Origin of the sequence: Nioella sp. MMSF_3534, assembly GCF_030732985.1 — a bacterium.
Taxonomy (GTDB): Bacteria; Pseudomonadota; Alphaproteobacteria; order Rhodobacterales; family Rhodobacteraceae; genus Nioella.
Window position 1 is genome coordinate 1 of record NZ_JASHJX010000005.1, and the last position, 20,539, is coordinate 20,539.

16 protein-coding genes are annotated in these 20,539 nt (G+C 63.3%); 6 read left to right on the forward strand and 10 right to left on the reverse strand.

The window, feature by feature from the left end; translation table 11 throughout:
- Positions 1-45 precede the first annotated feature (45 nt).
- Positions 46-687: a bifunctional 4-hydroxy-2-oxoglutarate aldolase/2-dehydro-3-deoxy-phosphogluconate aldolase gene (gene eda / locus RBB16_RS03240; protein WP_306044772.1), complete on the reverse strand. Its 642-nt coding sequence runs from the start codon at positions 685-687 to the stop codon at positions 46-48.
- A gap of 76 nt (positions 688-763) precedes the next feature.
- Positions 764-2,569: a phosphogluconate dehydratase gene (gene edd / locus RBB16_RS03245; RefSeq protein WP_306044773.1), complete on the reverse strand. Its 1,806-nt coding sequence runs from the start codon at positions 2,567-2,569 to the stop codon at positions 764-766.
- 155 nt (positions 2,570-2,724) lie between these two features.
- On the opposite strand from edd, the gene RBB16_RS03250 reads away from it, so the two are divergent.
- Entirely contained in the window at positions 2,725-4,752 is a 2,028-nt protein-coding gene (locus RBB16_RS03250) for a hypothetical protein (RefSeq protein WP_306044775.1), read from the forward strand.
- Here the strand turns inward: RBB16_RS03250 and RBB16_RS03255 are convergent.
- The gene (locus tag RBB16_RS03255) at positions 4,749-5,465 is read right to left on the reverse strand and encodes a VIT family protein (protein WP_306044776.1); all 717 of its coding nucleotides are present in this window, start codon (positions 5,463-5,465) and stop codon (positions 4,749-4,751) included. The two genes, RBB16_RS03250 and RBB16_RS03255, sit on opposite strands and share 4 nt — an antisense overlap.
- The gene (locus RBB16_RS03260) at positions 5,458-6,870 is read right to left on the reverse strand and encodes an FAD-binding oxidoreductase (RefSeq protein WP_306044778.1); all 1,413 of its coding nucleotides are present in this window, start codon (positions 6,868-6,870) and stop codon (positions 5,458-5,460) included. Before RBB16_RS03260 ends, RBB16_RS03255 begins: the two co-directional genes overlap by 8 nt.
- Before the next feature lie 188 nt (positions 6,871-7,058).
- On the opposite strand from RBB16_RS03260, the gene RBB16_RS03265 reads away from it, so the two are divergent.
- Positions 7,059-8,093, forward strand: coding sequence for an amidohydrolase family protein (locus RBB16_RS03265; RefSeq protein ID WP_306044780.1), 1,035 nt, complete (start codon positions 7,059-7,061; stop codon positions 8,091-8,093).
- A gap of 207 nt (positions 8,094-8,300) precedes the next feature.
- Here the strand turns inward: RBB16_RS03265 and ispG are convergent, their stop codons facing one another.
- The 4 genes from ispG to RBB16_RS03285 form a co-directional block, all read right to left on the reverse strand.
- A complete protein-coding gene (gene ispG / locus RBB16_RS03270) occupies positions 8,301-9,425 on the reverse strand; it encodes a flavodoxin-dependent (E)-4-hydroxy-3-methylbut-2-enyl-diphosphate synthase (RefSeq protein WP_306044781.1) in 1,125 nt (374 codons plus the stop codon).
- A 93-nt stretch (positions 9,426-9,518) separates the two neighbouring features.
- A complete protein-coding gene (locus RBB16_RS03275) occupies positions 9,519-10,703 on the reverse strand; it encodes a RodZ domain-containing protein (RefSeq protein ID WP_306044782.1) in 1,185 nt (394 codons plus the stop codon).
- A 162-nt stretch (positions 10,704-10,865) separates the two neighbouring features.
- Positions 10,866-12,089, reverse strand: coding sequence for a 5-aminolevulinate synthase (gene hemA, locus RBB16_RS03280; RefSeq protein ID WP_306044783.1), 1,224 nt, complete (start codon positions 12,087-12,089; stop codon positions 10,866-10,868).
- Positions 12,090-12,274: 185 nt separating this feature from the next.
- A complete protein-coding gene (locus RBB16_RS03285; RefSeq protein WP_306044784.1) occupies positions 12,275-12,859 on the reverse strand; it encodes a 5-aminolevulic acid synthase in 585 nt (194 codons plus the stop codon).
- Between the two features lie 270 nt (positions 12,860-13,129).
- Here RBB16_RS03285 and RBB16_RS03290 point away from each other — a divergent pair, with 270 nt between their 5' ends.
- Together RBB16_RS03290 and RBB16_RS03295 are read left to right on the forward strand one after the other, a co-directional pair.
- Entirely contained in the window at positions 13,130-13,849 is a 720-nt protein-coding gene (locus tag RBB16_RS03290; protein ID WP_306044785.1) for a hypothetical protein, read from the forward strand.
- Positions 13,850-13,924: 75 nt separating this feature from the next.
- The gene (locus RBB16_RS03295) at positions 13,925-15,310 is read left to right on the forward strand and encodes a M20/M25/M40 family metallo-hydrolase (protein ID WP_306044786.1); all 1,386 of its coding nucleotides are present in this window, start codon (positions 13,925-13,927) and stop codon (positions 15,308-15,310) included.
- A 21-nt stretch (positions 15,311-15,331) separates the two neighbouring features.
- On the opposite strand, the gene RBB16_RS03300 is transcribed toward RBB16_RS03295, so the two are convergent.
- A complete protein-coding gene (locus tag RBB16_RS03300) occupies positions 15,332-16,714 on the reverse strand; it encodes an MATE family efflux transporter (RefSeq protein WP_306044787.1) in 1,383 nt (460 codons plus the stop codon).
- A gap of 192 nt (positions 16,715-16,906) precedes the next feature.
- On the opposite strand from RBB16_RS03300, the gene RBB16_RS03305 reads away from it, so the two are divergent.
- Positions 16,907-17,353, forward strand: a complete 447-nt coding sequence (locus tag RBB16_RS03305; protein WP_306044788.1) for a hypothetical protein — start codon at positions 16,907-16,909, stop codon at positions 17,351-17,353.
- A 76-nt stretch (positions 17,354-17,429) separates the two neighbouring features.
- On the opposite strand, the gene ppk2 is transcribed toward RBB16_RS03305, so the two are convergent.
- A complete protein-coding gene (gene ppk2, locus RBB16_RS03310) occupies positions 17,430-18,359 on the reverse strand; it encodes a polyphosphate kinase 2 (protein WP_306044789.1) in 930 nt (309 codons plus the stop codon).
- Between the two features lie 216 nt (positions 18,360-18,575).
- Here ppk2 and parE point away from each other — a divergent pair, with 216 nt between their 5' ends.
- Entirely contained in the window at positions 18,576-20,537 is a 1,962-nt protein-coding gene (gene parE, locus RBB16_RS03315) for a DNA topoisomerase IV subunit B (protein WP_306044790.1), read from the forward strand.
- The last annotated feature ends 2 nt before the right edge of the window (positions 20,538-20,539 follow it).

A 20,539-nucleotide genomic window follows, 5' to 3' on the forward strand; every position in this document is an offset into this window, starting at 1 on the left:
CCCCCCCCCGCACCCCCCTGAGGTATTTCAGCCAAGATGAAAGGGTCAGCGCGGCAGGGCTGCGGCCTCTTTCGCGAGCGCTTCAATGCGCTGCCAATCGCCGGATTCCACCGCATCCTTGGGGGCGACCCAGGACCCGCCCGCACAAACAACGTTCGGCAAGGTCAGGTAATCTTTCGCATTTTTCAAGCTGACACCACCCGTGGGACAGAAGGAAATCTGCGGAATGGGTGCCCCGATGGATTTCAGGGCAGGCGCGCCGCCAGAGGCCTCGGCGGGGAAGAATTTCAGCATCGTGTAGCCGCGTTCCAGAAGGCGCATGGCCTCGGTCGCGGTGGCGGCACCCGGCAGCAGCGGCAGGTCCGCCTCTTCGCAGGCATCGAGCAGCTTGTCGGTCGCGCCGGGCGAAACGCCGAATGTCGCGCCCGCCTCCTTCGCGGCCTGCACATCGGCGGGCGTCAGCAAGGTGCCGGCCCCCACGACGCCGCCCGGCACCTTGGCCATCTCGCGGATCACGTCGAGCGCGGCGGGGGTGCGCAGGGTTACCTCCAACGCGGGCAGGCCACCGGCGACGAGCGCTTGCGCCAAAGGCTGTGCATGAGCCGCGTCATCGACGACCAGCACGGGGATGATCGGGGCAAGGGCCGCGATTTCGAGGGCACGAAGAGAGGCTTGTTGCGGGGTCATGTCACGTTCCTTGAGGTCGGGGCCAGTGGCGGGGTCGGGACGCCTCCGGCGGAGGTATTTTTGCCAAGATGAAAGATCAGACGACCACGCCCGCCCCCGAAGTCGCGGGGCCTGCGCTGCGGCGGAAGACCTCGAAGAGCTCGCGGCCGATGCCGTGGCTGTTGGCGGAAAGATCCGGCGTGGCGGGGGTTCGGTCGGCGACGCCCTCGGTCAGCACGTCGAGCGTTCCCTTGACCGCATCGACGCGGATCAGGTCGCCGTCCTGCAGCCTGGCGATAAGGCCGCCATCGAGCGCCTCGGGTGAGACGTGAATGGCCGAGGGCACCTTGCCCGATGCGCCGGACATGCGGCCATCGGTGACGAGAGCGACCTTGTGGCCGCGATCCTGCAACACCGACAGGACCGGGGTCAGGCTGTGCAGTTCCGGCATCCCGTTGGCGCGCGGCCCCTGGAAGCGGACGACCACCACAACGTCTCGGTTCAACTGGCCGTTCTGAAAGGCTTTTTTCACATCGGCCTGGTCATGGAATACGGCTGCCGGGGCCTCGATCATATGGCGTTCGGGGGCCACGGCAGACACTTTCATGATGCCCTGGCCGAGGTTGCCCGTCAGCTCCGCCAGCCCGCCGGAGGCCTGGAACGGGTCGGAGGCCGGGCGCAGGATCTTTTCGTTCAGGCTGGTCCCGGCACCGTCGGTCCAGACCACCTTGTCACCTTGCAGCTTTGGTTCCTGCCGGTAGCGGGACAGGCCATCGCCCGCCACGGTGACGGCGTCTTCGTGCAACAGCCCCTCATCCAGCAACTCGCCGATCATATAGCCAAGCCCGCCCGCCGCGTGGAAATGGTTCACATCCGCCAGCCCATTGGGGTAGACGCGCGCCATCAACGGCGTGACGGCAGAGATATCGGCGAAATCGGCGGGTTCGATCAGCACCCCTGCCGCCCGCGCCATGGCGGGCAGGTGCAACACGAGATTGGTGGAGCCGCCCGTGGCCATCAGCCCGACGATGCCATTCACGAAGGCCTTTTCGTCCAGAACCTCGCCCGCGGGGCGATAGTCATTGCCAAGCGCTGTGATGCTGATCGCCCGCTCGGTCGCGGCAATGGTCAACGCATCGCGAAGCGGCGTGTTTGGGTTGACGAAGGACGCCCCCGGCAGGTGCAGCCCCATGAATTCCATCAGCATCTGATTGCTGTTGGCGGTGCCGTAGAAAGTGCAGGTGCCCGGCCCGTGATAGGAGGCCATCTCGGCTTCCATCAGCTTGTCGCGGCCTACCTCTCCGGTGGCAAACTGCTGGCGCACCCGGGATTTCTCGTCGTTGGGAAGGCCGCTGGTCATCGGCCCCGCCGGTACGAAGACCGCCGGAATATGGCCGAATGTGGCAGCGGCGATGATCAGGCCGGGTACGATCTTGTCGCAGACCCCCAGATACATGGCCGCGTCAAAACAGTTATGCGAGAGCGCCACGCCAGCGGACAAGGCAATCACGTCGCGCGAAAAGAGGCTCAGTTCCATCCCCGGCTGGCCCTGCGTGACCCCGTCGCACATGGCGGGAACGCCGCCCGCGACCTGCGCGGTCGCCCCTCGGGCACGGGCAGCGTCCCTGATCAGGCCCGGAAACCTCTCAAAAGGCTGATGGGCCGAGAGCATGTCGTTATAGGCGGTCACGATCCCGATATTGGGCGCGCGCCCTTCGGCAAGCGCCCCCTGATCCTGCCCCATGGCCGCATAGGCATGGGCCTGGTTGCCACAGGTCAGATGCGCGCGTGCCGGACCCTGATCGGCGGCACGGCGCATCCGGTCGAGATAGGCGCTGCGGCTGTCCGCCGACCGGGCGATGATCCGGTCCGTGACCTCTGCAATCCGGGCATTGAGCGACATCGGAAACTCCTTGGCTGCGTGTTACCGCATTCTATAATCCGTTAGCGCTAACATTACTAGAGGGAATAGAACTCCTTCCTGCAGCAGAGGCGTTTGCAATTCGCCAGACCATACGGCATCAATGGTACAGTGCCGAAAGATGGAATTTATTTAAGATGCGCAACACTCTATCCGCTGCAGCCCTTGCCGTGATCCTAACTGCAGCAGTTCCTGCCAGCGCCGATGACCCTGTCAATTCCGTCCTGGTTTCCGCGATTCGCGCCTGGGAGGCGGCTGAAGCCATGCCCGACACGGATGCGGGACGCGCCGAACGTCTGCAGCTGTTGCAGCAAGTAGATGACAGAGTGGAAACCATTCTGTCTACTTATGCGTCCTCTGATGTCGCTTTGCAGCTCATCCTAGGGGAAACGGTCGGACCGATTTCACGCGCGGGTCTGGCACGGGCCATTGAGGATGCAGAAGCAGCTCTGCGCGAAAGCGTGGATGACACTGCGGCGCGTGGCTTGTTCGTGCAGGCCAGTCTCTTGCTGGAAGAACTAGACAGCATCGAGGTGCGGGATCGTGCTTCGGCGCTCCACCATGCCCTGGCGGTCCGCAGCATCATGCAACTGGTTGAACAGATCGTCGAGGCACATGAAACGTCGGATCTGGCCATGTCTTTGGAAGCCGGTACACAGGTCGGCCAGTTCACTCAGGCTCGGATATCTCAGATCACAACACAAGTTCGTCGGAACATGACTCGGTATTGCAACGGCGATTTGCCGCAGATCTGTCTGTTTGATGAGGCACGCGCCCAGATCGAGCCGGATATGGAGCCGCGTCAGGCCATAACCGCAATGGTGCGCGTGGCATCGTTGCGCGCCCTTGCCAGCGACAGCGATGGCGCCTTGGCCCTGTTCGGCCAAGCCTATGAGCAAATCTCGGATATGGACGCGGGTGTCACGCAATCCTCTGCAATCGACCGAACTTTGCGGGCGCAGGTGAATGCTGGAATGCTGGCCGAAGCGCGCGCCCGATTCACTCGATACGGTGGACTTCTGCGCGATCCCGAAAGCTTTGCCATGACCATGATCGAGCACCATCTGAGCGCGGGAGATGGTCAAGCTGCGCGGGAGGGGGTACTTGCTCTTGACGATGTACGCAATCGCGCCCGGATGTTGCGCCGAATTGCACAGGTGCAAGCCGAGGCGGGCGATACAAACGCTGCGCTTGCGACACTGGAGGATGCTGCAGAGGCCGCCTCTGGAATCGCTGATGAAGCGGCGCGGTCACGGCAGATGCAGTCCATCGCAAGGAGCATCGCTCATGCGGGCGCGCTGCGCGACGCCATTCGAACCGCCGAAGCCATTCCGGACCCCGAAGGGTCAACCAGGGCCATGGCCTCAGTCGCGGAAGCGGCCCTTAGACAGGGAGCCCGTGACACGGGCCTCGACCTTCTGGGCCGCGCGATGTCACGGACCGATGAGATCGAGAATGCCAGCACCCGCATCGCACGATTGATCTGGATCGCTGACTTGCAGCGCCAGGCTGGGGCTGTCGCCTTCAATGCCGAAAGCCGTATTCGCGACAGCCTTGCAGCGTTTGCACCAGGTGCGGGTGAAGGTGCGCGGGCTAGCTTCGCCCTTTATCTGTCTGACCAGGGTGAATTTTCCGAAGTCGCACGACTTTATGAAAGCGCCGACATTCCGGCGCTGGTGATCCGCGATCTGGTTGGGTCGCTCGCCCGACATGGTGAAATGGACGAGGTTTGGGCCCTGTTGACTCGCGAGGGTGATCGAACGGTTCGAGACGATCTGCTGTCCAGGGTGATTGCCGCGTTGTGGGACGTGGAAGACCGCCGCCACGAGGCGATTGCTCTGATCGGCCGGTTGGAGACCCCGGCACAGCAAGGGCGCTGGCTGACCCGGCTCTCAGGGTTGTTTTTGGAAGAACAAAGCCTAGGCGAGGCGCGAATTCATCTGCACGACGCCTTGCAGGCGGCTCGTTTGGTGCCGGGGGATGCAAACGGAATGGCAGGCTTTTCTCTGGAGACGGACCAATCGATCGTCTTGAGCACAGTATCCGAAGGCTATCTTGAGGCAGGGTTTCTCGCTGATGCCTACCTTGCAGCACTCTATGTGCCCGACGCGGGAATACGCGCGGTTCTTCTGGCCCGTATCGCCGCGGCAACCAGCGATCGCTAGATCAGGCCGACGCCCACAAGCGCCCCGATGGCCGAGGTGGCGGCCATGGCCAACACGCCCCAGATGACGACCCGCATGGCAGCCCGTGTCCTGGGCGCCCCGCCTGCCTGCGCCCCAAGGGCCCCTAAGGCGGCCAAAGCCACAATCGTGGCAAGGCCCACGGACCAGACCAGACCCGTCAGCGGCGCGAACATGGCCACGAGCAGCGGCGCGGCGGCCCCGACGGCGAAGGTCAGGGCCGATACGACAGCGGCCTGCACCGGCGCGGGCGGCGACAGGTCGGTGATGCCGATCTCGTCGCGCAAATGGGCGGCGAGCGCGTCCTTCTCGGTCAGTTCCACGGCGACCTTGCGGGCCAGATCGGGCGACAGGCCCCGGAATTCATAGATCGCAACCAGTTCTTCCAGTTCCGAGTCCGGGTTGTGTTCCAGCTCGTATTTCTCGCGCTCCACATCGGCGGCCTCGGTATCGGCCTGGCTGGAGACCGACACATATTCACCTGCCGCCATGCTCATCGCACCGGCCATCAATCCGGCGGTCCCGGCCAGCACAATCGCCACCCTGTCGCCGCCCCCGGCGGCAACACCGGCGATCAGGGACGCGGTGGACAGGATGCCGTCATTGGCTCCCATCACCGCGGCGCGCAGCCAGCCGGTGCGGAAAGACAGATGCGGTTCGTCGTGGGCGGAGGGTTGGTCAGTGAGATCAGACATCGGACAACAGGATCTTTCCGGGATTGAAGATGTTGAACGGGTCGACGCCGCGTTTCACTGCCGCCATCATGGTCAGGGCGCCTTCGCCCAGTTCCCCCATCAGGTACTTCGCCTTGCCCTGCCCGATCCCGTGTTCGCCGGTACAGGTGCCGTCCATGGAAATCGCCAGATCGTTCAGCCAACTGACAAATTCCCGCGCGCGGGCGACCTCTTGGGCATCCTCCATCATGATCAGCGGCAGGGCGTGGAAATTGCCGTCGCCCACATGGCCCACGACCGGGGCGATCAGGCCCAGTTCCTCGGCCTTGGCCTGCGCGGCGGTGACGCATTCGGCAAGGCGGGACACGGGCACACAGCAATCGGTGGAAATGCCCTTCGCCCCGGGGCGCAGCGCCAGGGATGCCCAATAGGCGTCGTGCCGAGCCTGCCAGAGCCGATTGCGGTCCTCCGGTTTCGTGGTGAAGGCAAAGCCCTGGCTGCCGAAATCTTCTGCAATCTCGCCAAAGGTTTGCGCCTGTTCCTTCACGGAGTTTTCAGATCCGTGGAACTCCAGCAACAGCAGCGGCTGTTCCGGCAGATCGAGCCTGGAATAGGCGTTCACCCCCCTGACGGACAGCGCGTCCAGCAGCTCGATCCGCGCGACGGGCAGGCCCATCTGGATGGTCATGATCACCGCGTTGCAGGCGGCCTCGACCGTGGGAAAGGAACAGGTGGCCGCCGAGATCGCCTCGGGGATGCCCTGCAATTTCAAGGTCAATTCGGTGATCAGGCCAAGCGTGCCCTCCGAACCGACGATCAGCCGCGTCAGGTCATATCCGGCGCTGCTTTTGCGGGCGCGGTTGCCGGTCTTGACGATTTCCCCCGAGGGCAGCACCGCCTTCAGCGCCAGCACGTTATCCTTCATCGTGCCGTAGCGCACCGCGTTGGTGCCCGAGGCGCGAGTCGCGGCCATCCCACCGAGCGAGGCATTGGCACCCGGATCGACCGGGAAAAACAGCCCCGTGTCGCGCAGGTAGGTGTTCAGCGCCTCGCGGGTCACGCCGGGTTGAATGACGACGTCCATATCTTCGGGATGCACGGCAAGGATCTTGTCCATGCGGCTGAAATCCACGCTGATGCCACCGGCAGGGGCGTTCACATGCCCCTCCAGAGAGGTGCCGGTGCCAAAGGGGATGATCGGCACGCGGTGATCGGCGCAGATGCGCACCACCTCCTGCACCTCCTCGGCGCTGTCGACGAAAACGACCGCATCGGGAGGCTGGGTCTCGATCCATGTGGTGGTGTGGCCATGCTGGTCACGGATGGATTGGCCAGTCTCCAGCCGCTCTGCGAAGCGTTGCTTCAAAAGCGCCACAGCCGTTCCGATTCCCTCGTCATTGCGCGGCATTTCCATCAGTTCGGCCATGGCGACCACCTTCCCATCAGCACCCAACGGGCTGACCCTAGGCCGCTCGTCACGTCGGTGCAATTGCCGCCATGGTCGCTGCGGGCGGTAATTCCACCTGTTAACCATGATTTTCCGGTTTCTTGTCATCCGGGCGATACAGATCGTGCCTAGATTTGCTGAAAACCCTGGCTTGAGCGGTCTTCACAATGTCTCTCTACCTGCCGCCCCTGCGCCTGACCGGCGCCCGGATTCTGCGTAGTGGCCAGCTTCAGCGCCGGTCGCTCGGGCTTGCGCGCGGGCGGATCACCAAGGGCCCCCTGCCCGAGATCGACCTGAGCGGATACCTGGTGTTGCCCGGCATCGTCGATCTGCATCTGGCCCTGCCCGAACCGTTGCGGATCGGCGCGTTGCCCGCGATCAAATCTCGCCTGGCAGCACAGGGTATCACAACGGCCTGGCTGACCGTTCCGTCCGACCCAGAACCGCTGATCGAGCAGGTTCTGGACGGGCTGGCCGTCATTCGCGGCGGAATCGACCTGCGGGCCAAGCTGATCCTGTCGCCGGATGCGCGTCTCGGCCCGGACCGGCTGCGGCGGCTGGAAGAACGTCGTCTGGACCTTGCCTCGTTCACGTCCCGCGCCCGGACGACTGTGGCAGACTCCGGCGCGCCCAATTTTCCCCGCGATCTCTGCCAGATGGCGGAATGTCTCGACTCGCTTGGCATCCCCTATGGCAGTCTCGGCGATGCCGATGCCGAAACACGGGAATACTACCGGATGCTCGGGGCGCGGATTGCCGAACTGCCACGCAGCCGGGCCGCGGCGGCCACCGCGCGTGCCATGGGTGATTGCGTGCTTGTCTCCGCCGGGGATCTTTGCCCTTCCGCGGGCATTGGTGAAGCGGCCGGAACGGCCCGGTTGGTGGCGCAGGGGCTTTGCGACGCGCTTGTGTCAAATGGCGCGCCGCATAAAATGGCCGAAGCAGCCTGGGTTCTGGCCAATGGCGCGCTGAAAGACCTGCCCGCCGCATGGGCGCTGATCTCGTCCAAACCGGCCGAGATCATCGGTTTGGCCGATCGCGGCACGCTGGAACACGGCAAACGGGCCGATCTGGTGATTGTCGAGGAAACCACGCGCGCGGTTGTGGCCACCATCTCAAAGGGTCGCCTGTGTTTTGCGACGCGGGATCTGGCGGCGCGTTTCGGGCAACCGGGGCACCCCATTCCATTGGCCGCGGAGTGATCGCCCGCTGCGCGCCAGTATTACGTCGGCACCATTAACCCTTTCGCAAGAATTCTTACCGTACTCTTCTTCACGTGCCCAAGCGATCCGACTGCCGAAGGCACTGAAGGACAGCCCCTGTCGCACCGCACCCAAACATCGCGGCAGGGGCTGACCGGAGCCCTGCTCAGCCTGACAGCACAAGACGAAGAAAAGGTTAAGCGCGGATCACTCCGCCGCGTCAGCGCGGGCGGCGTCAATTTCGGCGGCCTTGCGTTCGACCTGCTCGACGATGTGATCGACCATGCCGTCATTGGCGAGCTTATGGGCCTGCTTGCCGTCAAGATAAACCATCCCCGACCCGGCCCCGCCGCCGGTGAAGCCCACATCGGTCAACAGCGCTTCGCCCGGCCCGTTCACCACGCAGCCGATGATGGACAGGCTCATCGGCGTCTTGATATGGGCCAGCCGGTCCTCCAGCAGTTCCACCGTCTTGATCACGTCAAACCCCTGCCGCGCGCAGGACGGGCAGGAGATGATATTGACCCCCCGGTGCCGCAGCCCGAGCGCCTTCAGGATCTCGTAGCCCACCTTCACCTCTTCGACCGGGTCGGCAGACAGGCTTACGCGCAGGGTGTCGCCGATGCCCATCCACAGAAGGTTGCCAAGTCCGATGGCGGATTTCACGGTGCCCGTCGTCAGCCCGCCCGCCTCGGTGATGCCAAGGTGAATGGGCGCGTCGGTGGCTTCTGCCAGCCCCTGATAGGCGGCAGCGGCCATGAAGACATCGGACGCCTTCACGCTGATCTTGAATTCGTGGAAATCGTGGTCCTGCAGGATACGGATGTGATCGAGCCCGCTTTCGATCATCGCGTCGGGGCATGGTTCGCCATACTTATCCAGCAAGTGCTTTTCCAGCGATCCGGCATTCACCCCGATGCGGATGGAGCAATTATGGTCACGGGCGGCCTTCACCACCTCGGCCACGCGGGTTGCGTCACCGATATTGCCCGGATTGATCCGCAGGCAGGCCGCGCCCGCCTCTGCCGCTTCGATCCCGCGTTTATAGTGGAAATGGATATCCGCCACGATTGGCACCGGGCTTTCCGCCACGATCTCTTTCAGCGCCCTGGACGACGCCTGATCGGGCACCGAGACTCGCACGATATCGGCCCCCGCTTCGGCACAGGCCTGAACTTGCGCGATGGTGCCCGCCACATCCGTGGTCAGCGTGTTGGTCATCGTCTGAACGGAAATCGGCGCGCCTCCCCCCACAGGCACATTCCCCACCATGATGCGGCGGCTGTCACGCCGGTCGATATTGCGCCAGGGACGAATGGGATTGTGGGACATGTCAGTCTGCCTCGGGCCTGATCAAACGCTTGTGCCAGTCAGATAGCCCCTGTGTCCGGGCACGGCAACGGGGGTGCGTCAGTTGTCGCCGGATCAGTTGTCGCCGGACAGGACCAGCGCCGCGACGCGCGGCAGGTCGGGGTCGGCTGCGGCATCGGCCATTACGTAATTGTCGGACAGCGCATCGGCGGTCAGCACCACGTCGCGCGCGATGGAGGTGCCGGGTCCGGCGGGGCCAAGCGTCACGCCATTGACGGCGAAATAGAGCGAGCCGGAATTCCCCGCGCGCAGGGTTGGCAGATCGGCCCCTTCGGGCAGGGTATAGCTGTCACCCGCGTCAAGCGTTCCCTCGAACAGGACGGTGCCGGAGGCGGAGCTGACGCGAATCCAGGACGGGCGCACGGCAAACAGCACCACCTCATCGGCCGTCGGCGCTTCGGTCACCTGTACGGCACCAGCCAGTTCAAAGCTGGCTTCGGGCGCATTTGGACGGGCAAGGCCGGGGGTTTGCGCGAATTCTCCGACCGCATCGGGGTCGAGCGTGGCAATCGCTTCATCCCGTGGGGTCAGGACGGGGGTGTCCAGCGCCTGCGGACGATAAAGCCGGTCAATGGGGTCGACCGAGGGCAGGCGCGGCGTGGTGGCGTCGGGCAGTTCCGTTTGCGCCATCGACATGACTCCGGCTGCTTCGACCGGATCAAGGGCCGCAACGGTCTGCGGGGCCTCGTCCACGGGAACGAACTGCACCCGCTGGATTTCCGTCAACACCGACCATGCGCCGTAGCCGATGACGCCGACAAGCGCGATCAGCACGGCAGCAGATCCAAGCGCGCCGGGTTCCAGACGGCTGAACATGCTTTCGCGCTCGGGGGCGAAAGACACGCGGGCGGTGGACATCACATCATTGGGATTCAGGCGCTTGGGGGCGTCGCCGAAGGCGCGCTTGGCCCCACGGGCCTGTGCCGCGGAATCCCCGTGAACCCCGTGGAACCCGGCCTCGGCGCTGAAGCGGCGGAAGGTCCATTCCGGGTCCATGCCCAGATAGCGCGCGTAGGAGCGCACGTAACCGGCCACGAAGCCCTTGGTGGCAAAGACGGAGAGATCGGCGTTTTCGATGGCAGCGATGTGAGAAGCCTTGATCTTCAGCTCTCGTTCCACATCCAGAAGGGATTTGCCAAGCGTGGCGCGTTCCCCGCGCATCAGGTCACCCAGAGGCACGTCAAGCGTATCAAGCTCGTCAAATGGCAAGCTGCCATCCTTCGACGTGTCTGTGTTCATGCCCATGCGGCCCTGTGCCCCGCGTTTCGCCTACGGTCTTTGACGGTTTTCCGATCTACCGACCGAAGACATCCCCATTCCATCCCGGTGATTCCCCAAAATCGCCGGTGTTAGGAGCGTGTTAACACAACATGAGGTTATTTTGCACCTGCGGAACTTGCGTCAGGCACTCATTTCGGCACGATTCAGCGCACAGTGGTTCCACAGCGCGTCCATCGCCCGGACAAGACCATCCAGCATCTTGGGATCATGGACCGGTGACGGGGTAAAGCGCAGACGTTCCGTCCCGCGCGGAACGGTCGGGAAATTTATCGGCTGCACGTAGATCCCGTAATCCGACAGAAGCATGTCCGAGATCTTCTTGGTATGCACCGGATCGCCCACCATGACCGGCACGATATGGCTGCCATGGTCGATGATCGGCAGGCCCATGCCCTTGAGGCGCAGCTTCAGCACCTTGGCGTGTTCCTGATGCAGATCGCGCAGCGCCTGATCGGTTTTCAGGTGCCGGACAGAGGCCGCCGCCCCTGCCGCAACGACCGGCGGCAGCGAGGTGGTGAAGATGAAGCCCGGCGCGTAAGACCTTACGGCGTCGCACATTTTTGCGCTGGCCGCGATGTAGCCGCCATGCACGCCAAAGGCCTTGCCCAAGGTGCCGTTGATGATGTCGATGCGATGCATCAGGTTGTCACGCTCGGCCACGCCAGCGCCACGGGGGCCGTACATGCCAACCGCGTGCACCTCGTCGAGATAGGTCAGCGCGCCGAATTCGTCTGCCAGATCGCAGATCTCTTCGATCGGGCCGAAATCGCCATCCATGGAATAGATCGACTCGAACGCGATCAGCTTGGGCGCGGCCGGATCGTCGGCCTCCAGCAGCTCGCGCAGATGCGCCACGTCATTGTGACGGAAGATGCGCTTGGCCCCGCCATTGCGGCGCACGCCTTCGATCATCGAGGCATGGTTCAGCGCGTCGGAATAGATGATGAGGCCCGGAAACAGCTTGGGCAGCGTGCTGAGCGTCGCGTCATTGGCAATATAGGCCGAGGTGAACAGCAGCGCCGCTTCTTTCTGGTGCAGGTCGGACAGCTCTGCCTCCAGCTCCTTGTGATAGACGGTTGTGCCGGAAATGTTGCGCGTGCCGCCAGACCCCGCGCCGGTATCTTCCAGCGCCTTGTGCATCGCGTCCAGCACAACCGGATGCTGGCCCATGCCGAGGTAATCGTTACCGCACCAGACGGTGATATCCTGCTCGGACCCATCGGGTTTCTTCCAGACCGCATGGGGGAACTGGCCGCGACGGCGCTCGATATCAATAAAGGTCCGGTAGCGCCCTTCTTCGTGCAGGCGGTTCAGGGCGGCATCAAGCGCGGCATCGTAGTTCACTGGCGGTCTCCTTTTTCCGGACCCGTTCGCGGAGGCCCGAAAGACACGGCTGGCAAGGCTTCGGACGGATGCGTTTCCTTGAATGCCCGAAGATTTGGGTGATCTAGGCCCTGAGGCCCTCCCCTCGCAAGTTACAAATTGACGCGCGGGTTACTTTGACATGGATCAACGGAGTGGCCGCAAGATCAGTTCTGAACAACAACGCGGCAGTCATCCTGTCCACAATTGGCGACGGCTGTTTCCTCGTCTGCCCCGATTCCCCACTGGCCGGTTGCCTCGGAAATGGCCATGGCGCGGTTGCGGCCAAGGCGGCGATACTCGCCGCGCAGGGCAGCTGTGGCCTCGGTATTCAGTTGCAGACCGCGGCCCGGTTCCCAGCCCTCCGGGCGCACCACCATGACCACGATGCAGGACGGGCCAGAGCTGCGCTGCGCTTCGCAGCCCTCCAGGGCGACGCGGCGCGCATTCTCTTCGTCATGGAAATTGGCGGCAGCAACGGTCGCCTCAGAGGCAAGACCCATGCCGGGCGCAATGGCGATCGCCCCGTAATAGCTGACCGCGCCGGACAGTTGCGGCGATTGCAGAATGGCCCGGTCGGTATCCGACAGGCTGTCATGGTCGATCACCTCCACCTCGACGGCCCCGCGTTCGGCAAAAACCAGACGCCGCGCCTCGCGCAGGTTCGGCAGGTCCTGTGCAAGCGCAGGCAGCCCGGTGGCCGCGATGGCAAGGGCAAGGCCCGAGGATCGAAGGAAGGATATCGCGCGCATGAAAATACTCCGCTCTCTTTGGGCCGGATGTCTGAAACCTTAACAGGGATATCGCAGCCCCTGCCCTTCGGCAACAACCCTGACGCAATGCACAGGCTTGCCCTGTTATTTCGCTGTTGCTGAGCTTGCCGCCATCTTGTGCTACCCTAGGCCATTCACAGGGGAGATATAGCCATGCGCCCAATTGTTTTTCTAATAGTTCTTAGCGGTCTCTTGTTGTTTTCAGCCATGTCGGAAGCACAAAACTGGACAGGTCAGGATCTGGTTCAGATGGCGCAGGACCGCGAAGAGCTTGCCTTGCAGCGCATGCGAACCCTCCGGGAGCTTGAGGCCAGTTATGACCAACCGCTTTGGATGATCGACCGAGACGGAGACGTTGTGATTGATGAGGCAGACCGGGTTCTGTCCGGGATCGATACCGTGATAGAACTGGTCGTTTCAATGCGAGTCGATCAGGGGATCAGCCGGCTCGAAAACTCTCTGTTCGAACTGCCCGCCGCAGCCCGGTCCGCACTGGCACGAGAGCTGGAGAACGCGGCCAACCTGCCCGCCGGGCGCATTCGCCAGATCATTCTAGATGCCTATCTGGAGCATTCCCGTCGCATTCGCGGAAACGTATTTGCCGGGCTGGAGCGAGAGTTGGAGGAGGCTCGCGCCCTCTTCGAAGAAGGTCGCGCCCTTGCCCAGGATCAGGGCCGTCCTGAAACCTACCGGGATTACGACAGCACCTACGGCGTGATCTACTGGTCAGAAGGTTGGTATGGTGATGAGAACAAGCGCCTGTCCATCTCCTCTGTCACCAATCGTCCGGACCTTGGGGGGTGGCTGGTCGAAGGCGACTGGTGGCGGGCCAATGACGAGGATTACAGGGGCGGCTTTGCCTTCCTCTTCGGTTCACCCTGCGTCTTTTCCGGCACCTGGTGGTATGAATGGGATGGCCGCCCCGAAGAACTGAGCTTCAGCGGTTGGTCGGGGTCCTGCGTCGAGTAGAACCGGTCACATCTGGACAGCGCCGGGCGGGCTGATAGGCTCCGCCCCAACACGCGATTGTGAAAGGAATCCCCCATGTCGCTCGACGCCGTTCTTGCCCGCATTGACGAAAACCTGGAGGACGCCACCGACCGGTTGATGGAGCTGCTGCGAATCCCCTCCATTTCGACCGACCCGGCCTACAACGACGATTGCGACCGGGCCGCCGACTGGCTGGTCGAGGATCTGAAGGGTCTGGGCTTCGACGCCACCAAGCGCGTGACGCCGGGCCGTCCCATGGTCGTGGCCCATGCCAATGCCGATGCCGACGGCCCGCATATCCTGTTCTATGGCCACTATGACGTGCAGCCGGTCGACCCGCTGAACCTGTGGCACACGCCGCCCTTTGAACCGGCCATTGAAGACACAGCGAAAGGCAAGGTCATCCGCGGGCGCGGCGCCTCGGACGACAAGGGGCAGCTCATGACCTTCGTCGAGGCCTGCCGCGCGTGGAAGGCGGTTCATGGCAGCCTGCCGGGCAAGATCACGCTCTTCTTCGAGGGAGAGGAGGAATCGGGCTCGCCCTCGCTGGTGCCCTTCATGCAGGAAAACGCCGCCGAGCTGACCGCCGATATCGCGCTGATCTGCGACACCTCCATGGTCGCCCCCGGTGTGCCCTCGATTCCCACGCAGCTGCGCGGGATGCTGAAGGACGAGTTTACCCTGACCGGACCGCGCATCGACCTGCATTCGGGCCATTATGGCGGACCGGGCCTCAACCCGCTGCGGGAAATGGCCCGGATCGTGGACAGTTTCTATGATACCGAGACGGGGGCCGTGGCGGTCGAGGGGTTCTATGAGGGCGTCCATGAGGTGCCCGAGGATATCCTGCGCCAGTGGAACCTGTCGGGCTTCGACGAGGCGGACTATCTGTCCGAGGCGGGCTATACCGTGTCGCATTACGAACAGGGCTATTCCTGCCTCGAAAAGCAATGGGCGCGTCCCACGCTGGAGGTGAACGGGATGTGGGGCGGCTATCAGGGGGCCGGGACCAAGACCGTGATCCCCTCAAAGGCGCATTGCAAGATCACCTGCCGCCTTGTGGGCGACATGGACCCCGACGCGCTGCGCGTGAAGATCCGCAAGCATGTGGCCGACCGGCTTGGCCCCGATCTGAGCGTGGAGTGGAACCAGGATCTCGAAGGCTCCCCCGCGCCGGTCATGAACGTGAACCGGCCCGAGTTCGAAAAGGCCCGGCAGGCGCTGTCCGACGAATGGGGCCGCGAGGCGGTCTTCATCGGGATGGGCGGCTCGATCCCGATTGCCGGGTTCTTCAAGGATGTGCTCGGCATGGACGCACTCTTGACCGGGTTCGCCAATGACGACGACGCGATCCATTCCCCGAATGAGAAATATGACCTCGACAGCTTTCACAAGGGCATCCGCTCCTGGGCGCGGATCCTGCATGCGCTGACGCGCTGACCCTCTGCCCCTGCCCGGTGCTCAGGCGTCGGGCGGGGGCGTGTCGGGCACGAAGGCAAGGGCGGACCGCGCCGGGCCTGTCCAGAACCGGGTCATCATCAGAACCGCCGCCACCGTCAGCCCGAGGGCCAGGCCAAGCCAGATGCCAACACCCTCCAGCCCGAGCGGAAAGCCGAGCACATAGCTCGCCGGTACGCCGATGCCCCAATAGCTGACCACCGCGTAGATCATGGGGCGCTTCGTGTCCTGCACCCCGCGCAGGAAGCCAAGCGCCATGACCTGCACTGCATCGGCCAGCTGAAACAGCGCCGCCGTGGCCAGCAGCACCGTGCCGGTGGCGATCAGGGCTGCCCGGTTGGGCTCTGCCGGGTCGAGGAACAGGCCGATCAGCAGCTCCGGTATGCCGAGGAAGGCCGCGATGGTGATCGCCACCATGCCAAGCGACAGAACCAGGGCGGCCAGCGCCCCCATGCGCAGGTTGGGCAGGTCCTTGCGTCCCCAGGCATAGCCCGCGCGCACCGTGGCGGCAGAACTCAGACCCAGATGCACCATGAAGGTCGCCGCCGCGATGGACACGGCAATGCCATGGGCAGCGAGCGCCTCTTCCCCGATCCAGCCCATCATGATGGCGCTTGCCGTGAACAGACCGCTTTCGGCCAGCATCGTCAGCCCGATCGGCATCCCGAGGCGAAACACCTCGCCAAACGCGCCCCAGTCCGGCCGCCAGAGCCGCGCCAGGATGGTGTATTCGCGCAAGTCCCGCGCCAGCGCCGCATAGGCGCCAAGCAGCACCAGGATAAGCGCATTTGTACCAAGCGACGCGATGGCCGCCCCCCGAATCCCCAGTTCCGGCGCGCCGAGATTTCCGAAGATGAGCACCCAGTTGAACCCGATATTCACCGCCGTCCCGGCCAATGTCGCCCACAGCACGATCTGGGTGTGACCAAGCGCCGACAGGTGGCTCTTGAACACAACGGCAAGCAGGAACAGCGGCATCGACCAGCCCGCGATGCGCAGATAATCCTGCATCAGTTGCGACAGGTCCGGCTCCTGCCCGAGGGCCACGAAGATCGGGCCGCTGAACCAGAACAGCGGCATCGAGGCACATCCGATGAGACAGGACAGCCACAGCCCCATGCGCGTGACCCGGCGCACCTGCGTCCGGTCTTCATTGGCAATCGCGGCGGCCACCATGGGCATGACGGCAATGCCGAATCCGGACCCAAGCAGGAACACCACGAAGAAGTAAGAGGACGCCAGGGATTGCGCGGCCAGTTCGCTGACACCATACCATCCCAACATGACCGTGTCGGTGATCCCGATGGACAATTGGGCAAGATGGCTGCCCGCGAGGGGAAGACCAAGCAAAAAAACAGCCCCGAGGTGATGGCGAAAAGGTGTCATTGCTGGTACTCTTCTGCGACAAGGCCCCTTGACAAGCGGCTTTGTAATTATTTGAAAATACCCGATAAAGTGGGTATACGTTTCCAGATTGGAACCGCATTGTTGCTTAGCTTACCCCCCTCTGCGCCACATTCACGCCACATTTTTTGACGAGATAAGCATCTGCGTAAACAGCGAGCAGAAGAAACAAGAATGCAACACGAAAGTTGGCATAATTTCCTGACGTCCGAAAGTGGTGCCGTTTCGGTGGACTGGACGGTTCTGACCGCTGCGGTTGCCGGTATGGCGCTGGCTGCGACGGCGATGATCGAGGACGGGATTTCCTCGCTCGCCTCGGATCTGGAAGCGCAGCTTCGGACGCAGCAGGTCAGCGACGCGTTCGTTGTGTTCCATTCCGCGCATTTCAATGCGCTCTACGATGCCGGCATGATCGACGAAGCCGGTGCGGAAAGCATGTTCGACATCGCCAACGCCATGACCAACGCCACGATCCTGACCGGTATCGAGGAAGGCATTCTGGCTTATAACGATGGCGATCTCTCAGATGAGGATATTGCCCTGCTCGTCGCCATGGCCAGCGTCGGCGTGCAGCGCAATATCATCAGTGCCGACGACGTCAATCTGGTCTCGACCTACTAGGCCACGCCCCATCTGTCTGCCCCGGATCGGTCTGGTCTGAAGGAAACGGCGCCCCGAACGGGCGCCGTTTCTTCGGTCAGCGGTCGCGCCGCTGATCAGGGTGCAGGGACGCCCCCAGAATATGGTCCGAGGCATGGATCACATGACTGGCATGGCCCACGATCAGCGGGTCGGGCGCCTGCGCGATGTCGTGATCTTTACCGGGATAATCCAGCGTCGACAGGAAATGACGCATGGTATTCAGGCGCGCGCGCTTCTTGTCGTTCGACTTGATGATCGTCCAGGGCGCATCCGCCGTGTCGGTGTAGAAGAACATCGCCTCCTTCGCCTCGGTATAGGCGTCCCATTTGCCAAGGCTCGCCTTGTCGATCGGGCTCAGCTTCCACTGCTTCAGCGGGTCGGTTTCGCGGCTGGCAAACCGGGCGCGCTGTTCTTCCTGAGTGACCGAGAACCAGTATTTGTAAAGCCGGATGCCCGAGCGCACCAGCATCCGTTCCAGATCCGGGGTCTGGCGCATGAATTCCAGATATTCATGCGGCTCGCAGAAGCCCATGACGCGTTCCACGCCCGCGCGGTTGTACCAGCTGCGGTCATAGAACACCATCTCGCCCGAGGTTGGCAGGTGGTTGATATAACGTTGAAAGAACCACTGACCGCGTTCTTCATCCGTGGGTTTGTTCAGCGCCACGACGCGGGCAAAACGCGGGTTCAGGTGTTCGGTAAACCGCTTGATCGTGCCGCCCTTGCCCGCCGCGTCCCGGCCCTCGAACAGGATCACGAATTTCTGTCCGGTGTCCTGCGCCCATAGCTGAACTTTAAGCAGTTCCGCCTGAATGCGCGCCTTCTCGGCCTCGTAGGCCTTGCGCGGCAGCTTGTCGGAATATGGGTACTCGCCGGTTTCGAACGCATGGCGGATGTCATCCGTGGTCACCGTGGGAAAGCCCTTGTCGGCCCCGTTGGTCTGTCCGGCCTCGGTCTGGGCGTCGGTGGCTGCGGGTGCGGTCATTGCGGTCTCCTTCTGATTGTCCTGCGCTTCGTCTGCCACAGACCGCGATAATGCGCCTTGATCGGTGTCAAGAAACTGACACAAAACATCGGAAAACCCGTGGATAGTGGCCCGCACCCCCTGCCCCACAAAATCCTGCGTTGCCCCTTGTCGGCTGCCCCGCCCCTGCGATACCCTGCCAGCCAATCAAAAGCACAAAGCAAAGAGCAGATGGGCATGGCCGACGATCTTCTTTCCCCTGCGGTGGACAATGGGGGCTATGACGCCTCTTCGATCGAGATTCTGGAGGGGTTGGAGCCTGTCCGCAAACGCCCCGGCATGTATATCGGCGGCACGGATGAACGGGCGCTGCATCATCTTGTGGCCGAAATCCTCGACAACTCCATGGATGAGGCCGTGGCCGGCCATGCCAGCCGCATCGAGGTGGAGCTGCATGGCGATCATTCCATCACCATCCGCGACAACGGTCGCGGCATGCCGGTGGACCCGCACCCCAAGTTCCCCGACAAGTCCGCGCTGGAGGTGATCCTGTGCACCCTCCATGCGGGTGGCAAGTTCTCGGGCGACAGCTATGAAACCTCGGGCGGGCTCCACGGCGTCGGCGCGTCTGTCGTGAACGCACTTTCCGATCACCTTCGGGTCGAGGTCGCGCGCAACCGCGAGCTGTTCGCACAGGAGTTCTCGCGCGGCATCCCGCAGGGGCCCGTTCAGGCCATCGGCGCCGCCCCCAACCGGCGCGGCACGACAGTCACCTTCCACCCCGACGAACAGATCTTCGGCCATCACCGGTTCAAGCCCGCGCGGCTGCTGAAAATGGTGCGGTCGAAGGCGTATCTGTTCAGCGGCGTCGAAATCCGCTGGAAATCGGCCATCGAGGACGGCGACACGCCGCTGGAGGCCACCTTCCATTTCCCCGGCGGTCTGGCCGATTACCTGAAGGAAACGCTCGGGGGTGCCTCGACCTATGCCGATCAGCCCTTCGCGGGCATGGTCGATTTCAAGGAACGCTTCAACACGCCGGGCAAGGTGGAATGGGCGATCAACTGGACGCCGTCCCGCGACGGGTTCATCCAGTCCTACTGTAACACCGTCCCCACGCCAGAGGGCGGCACGCATGAGGCCGGGTTCTGGGCCGCCGTGCTGAAAGGCATCCGCGCCTATGGCGAGCTTGTGGGCAACAAGAAGGCCGCGCAGATCACCCGTGACGACCTGATCACCGGGGGCTGTGCGCTTGTGTCGTGCTTTATCCGGGAACCCGAATTCGTGGGCCAGACCAAGGATCGCCTCGCCACCACCGAGGCGCAGCGGCTGGTGGAAAACGCCGTGCGCGACCATTTCGACAACTGGCTTGCCGCCGACACCAAGGCCGCCGGTGCGATCCTCGATTTCCTGGTGCTGCGGGCGGAGGAACGGTTGCGCCGCCGTCAGGAAAAGGAAACGCAACGCAAATCCGCCACCAAGCGGCTGCGCCTGCCCGGCAAGCTGGTGGATTGCTCCAATTCCAACCGCGAGGGGACGGAGCTGTTCATCGTCGAGGGCGACTCGGCCGGTGGCTCCGCCAAGATGGCGCGCAACCGCAAGACACAGGCGCTGCTGCCCTTGCGCGGGAAAATCCTGAACGTGCTTGGCGCGGCGGGGTCCAAGATTTCCACCAATGCCGAGATCAACGATCTCTGTCAGGCCATGGGCGTCGGCGTGGGCACCAAGTTCAACATCGACGACCTGCGCTATGACAAGATCATCATCATGACCGACGCGGATGTGGACGGCGCCCATATCGCCTCGCTGCTGATGACCTTCTTCTTCACCCAGATGCGGCCGATGATCGACCACGGGCACCTCTACCTCGCCTGCCCGCCGCTCTATCGCCTGACGCAAGGCTCGCGCCGCGTCTATTGCCTGGATGAGGTGGAGCGGGACGAGTGGCTCGCCAAGGGGCTTGGCGGCAAGGGCAAGATCGACGTCAGCCGCTTCAAGGGCCTGGGCGAGATGGACGCCAAGGACCTGAAGGAAACCACGATGGACCCCGAGCAGCGGAAACTGATCCGTGTCAGTATCGACGACGAGGTGCCGGGTGAGACCGGAGACCTGGTGGAACGCCTGATGGGCAAGAAACCGGAACTGCGCTTCCAGTATATCCAGGAGAACGCGCGGTTTGTGGAGGAGCTGGATGTGTGAGG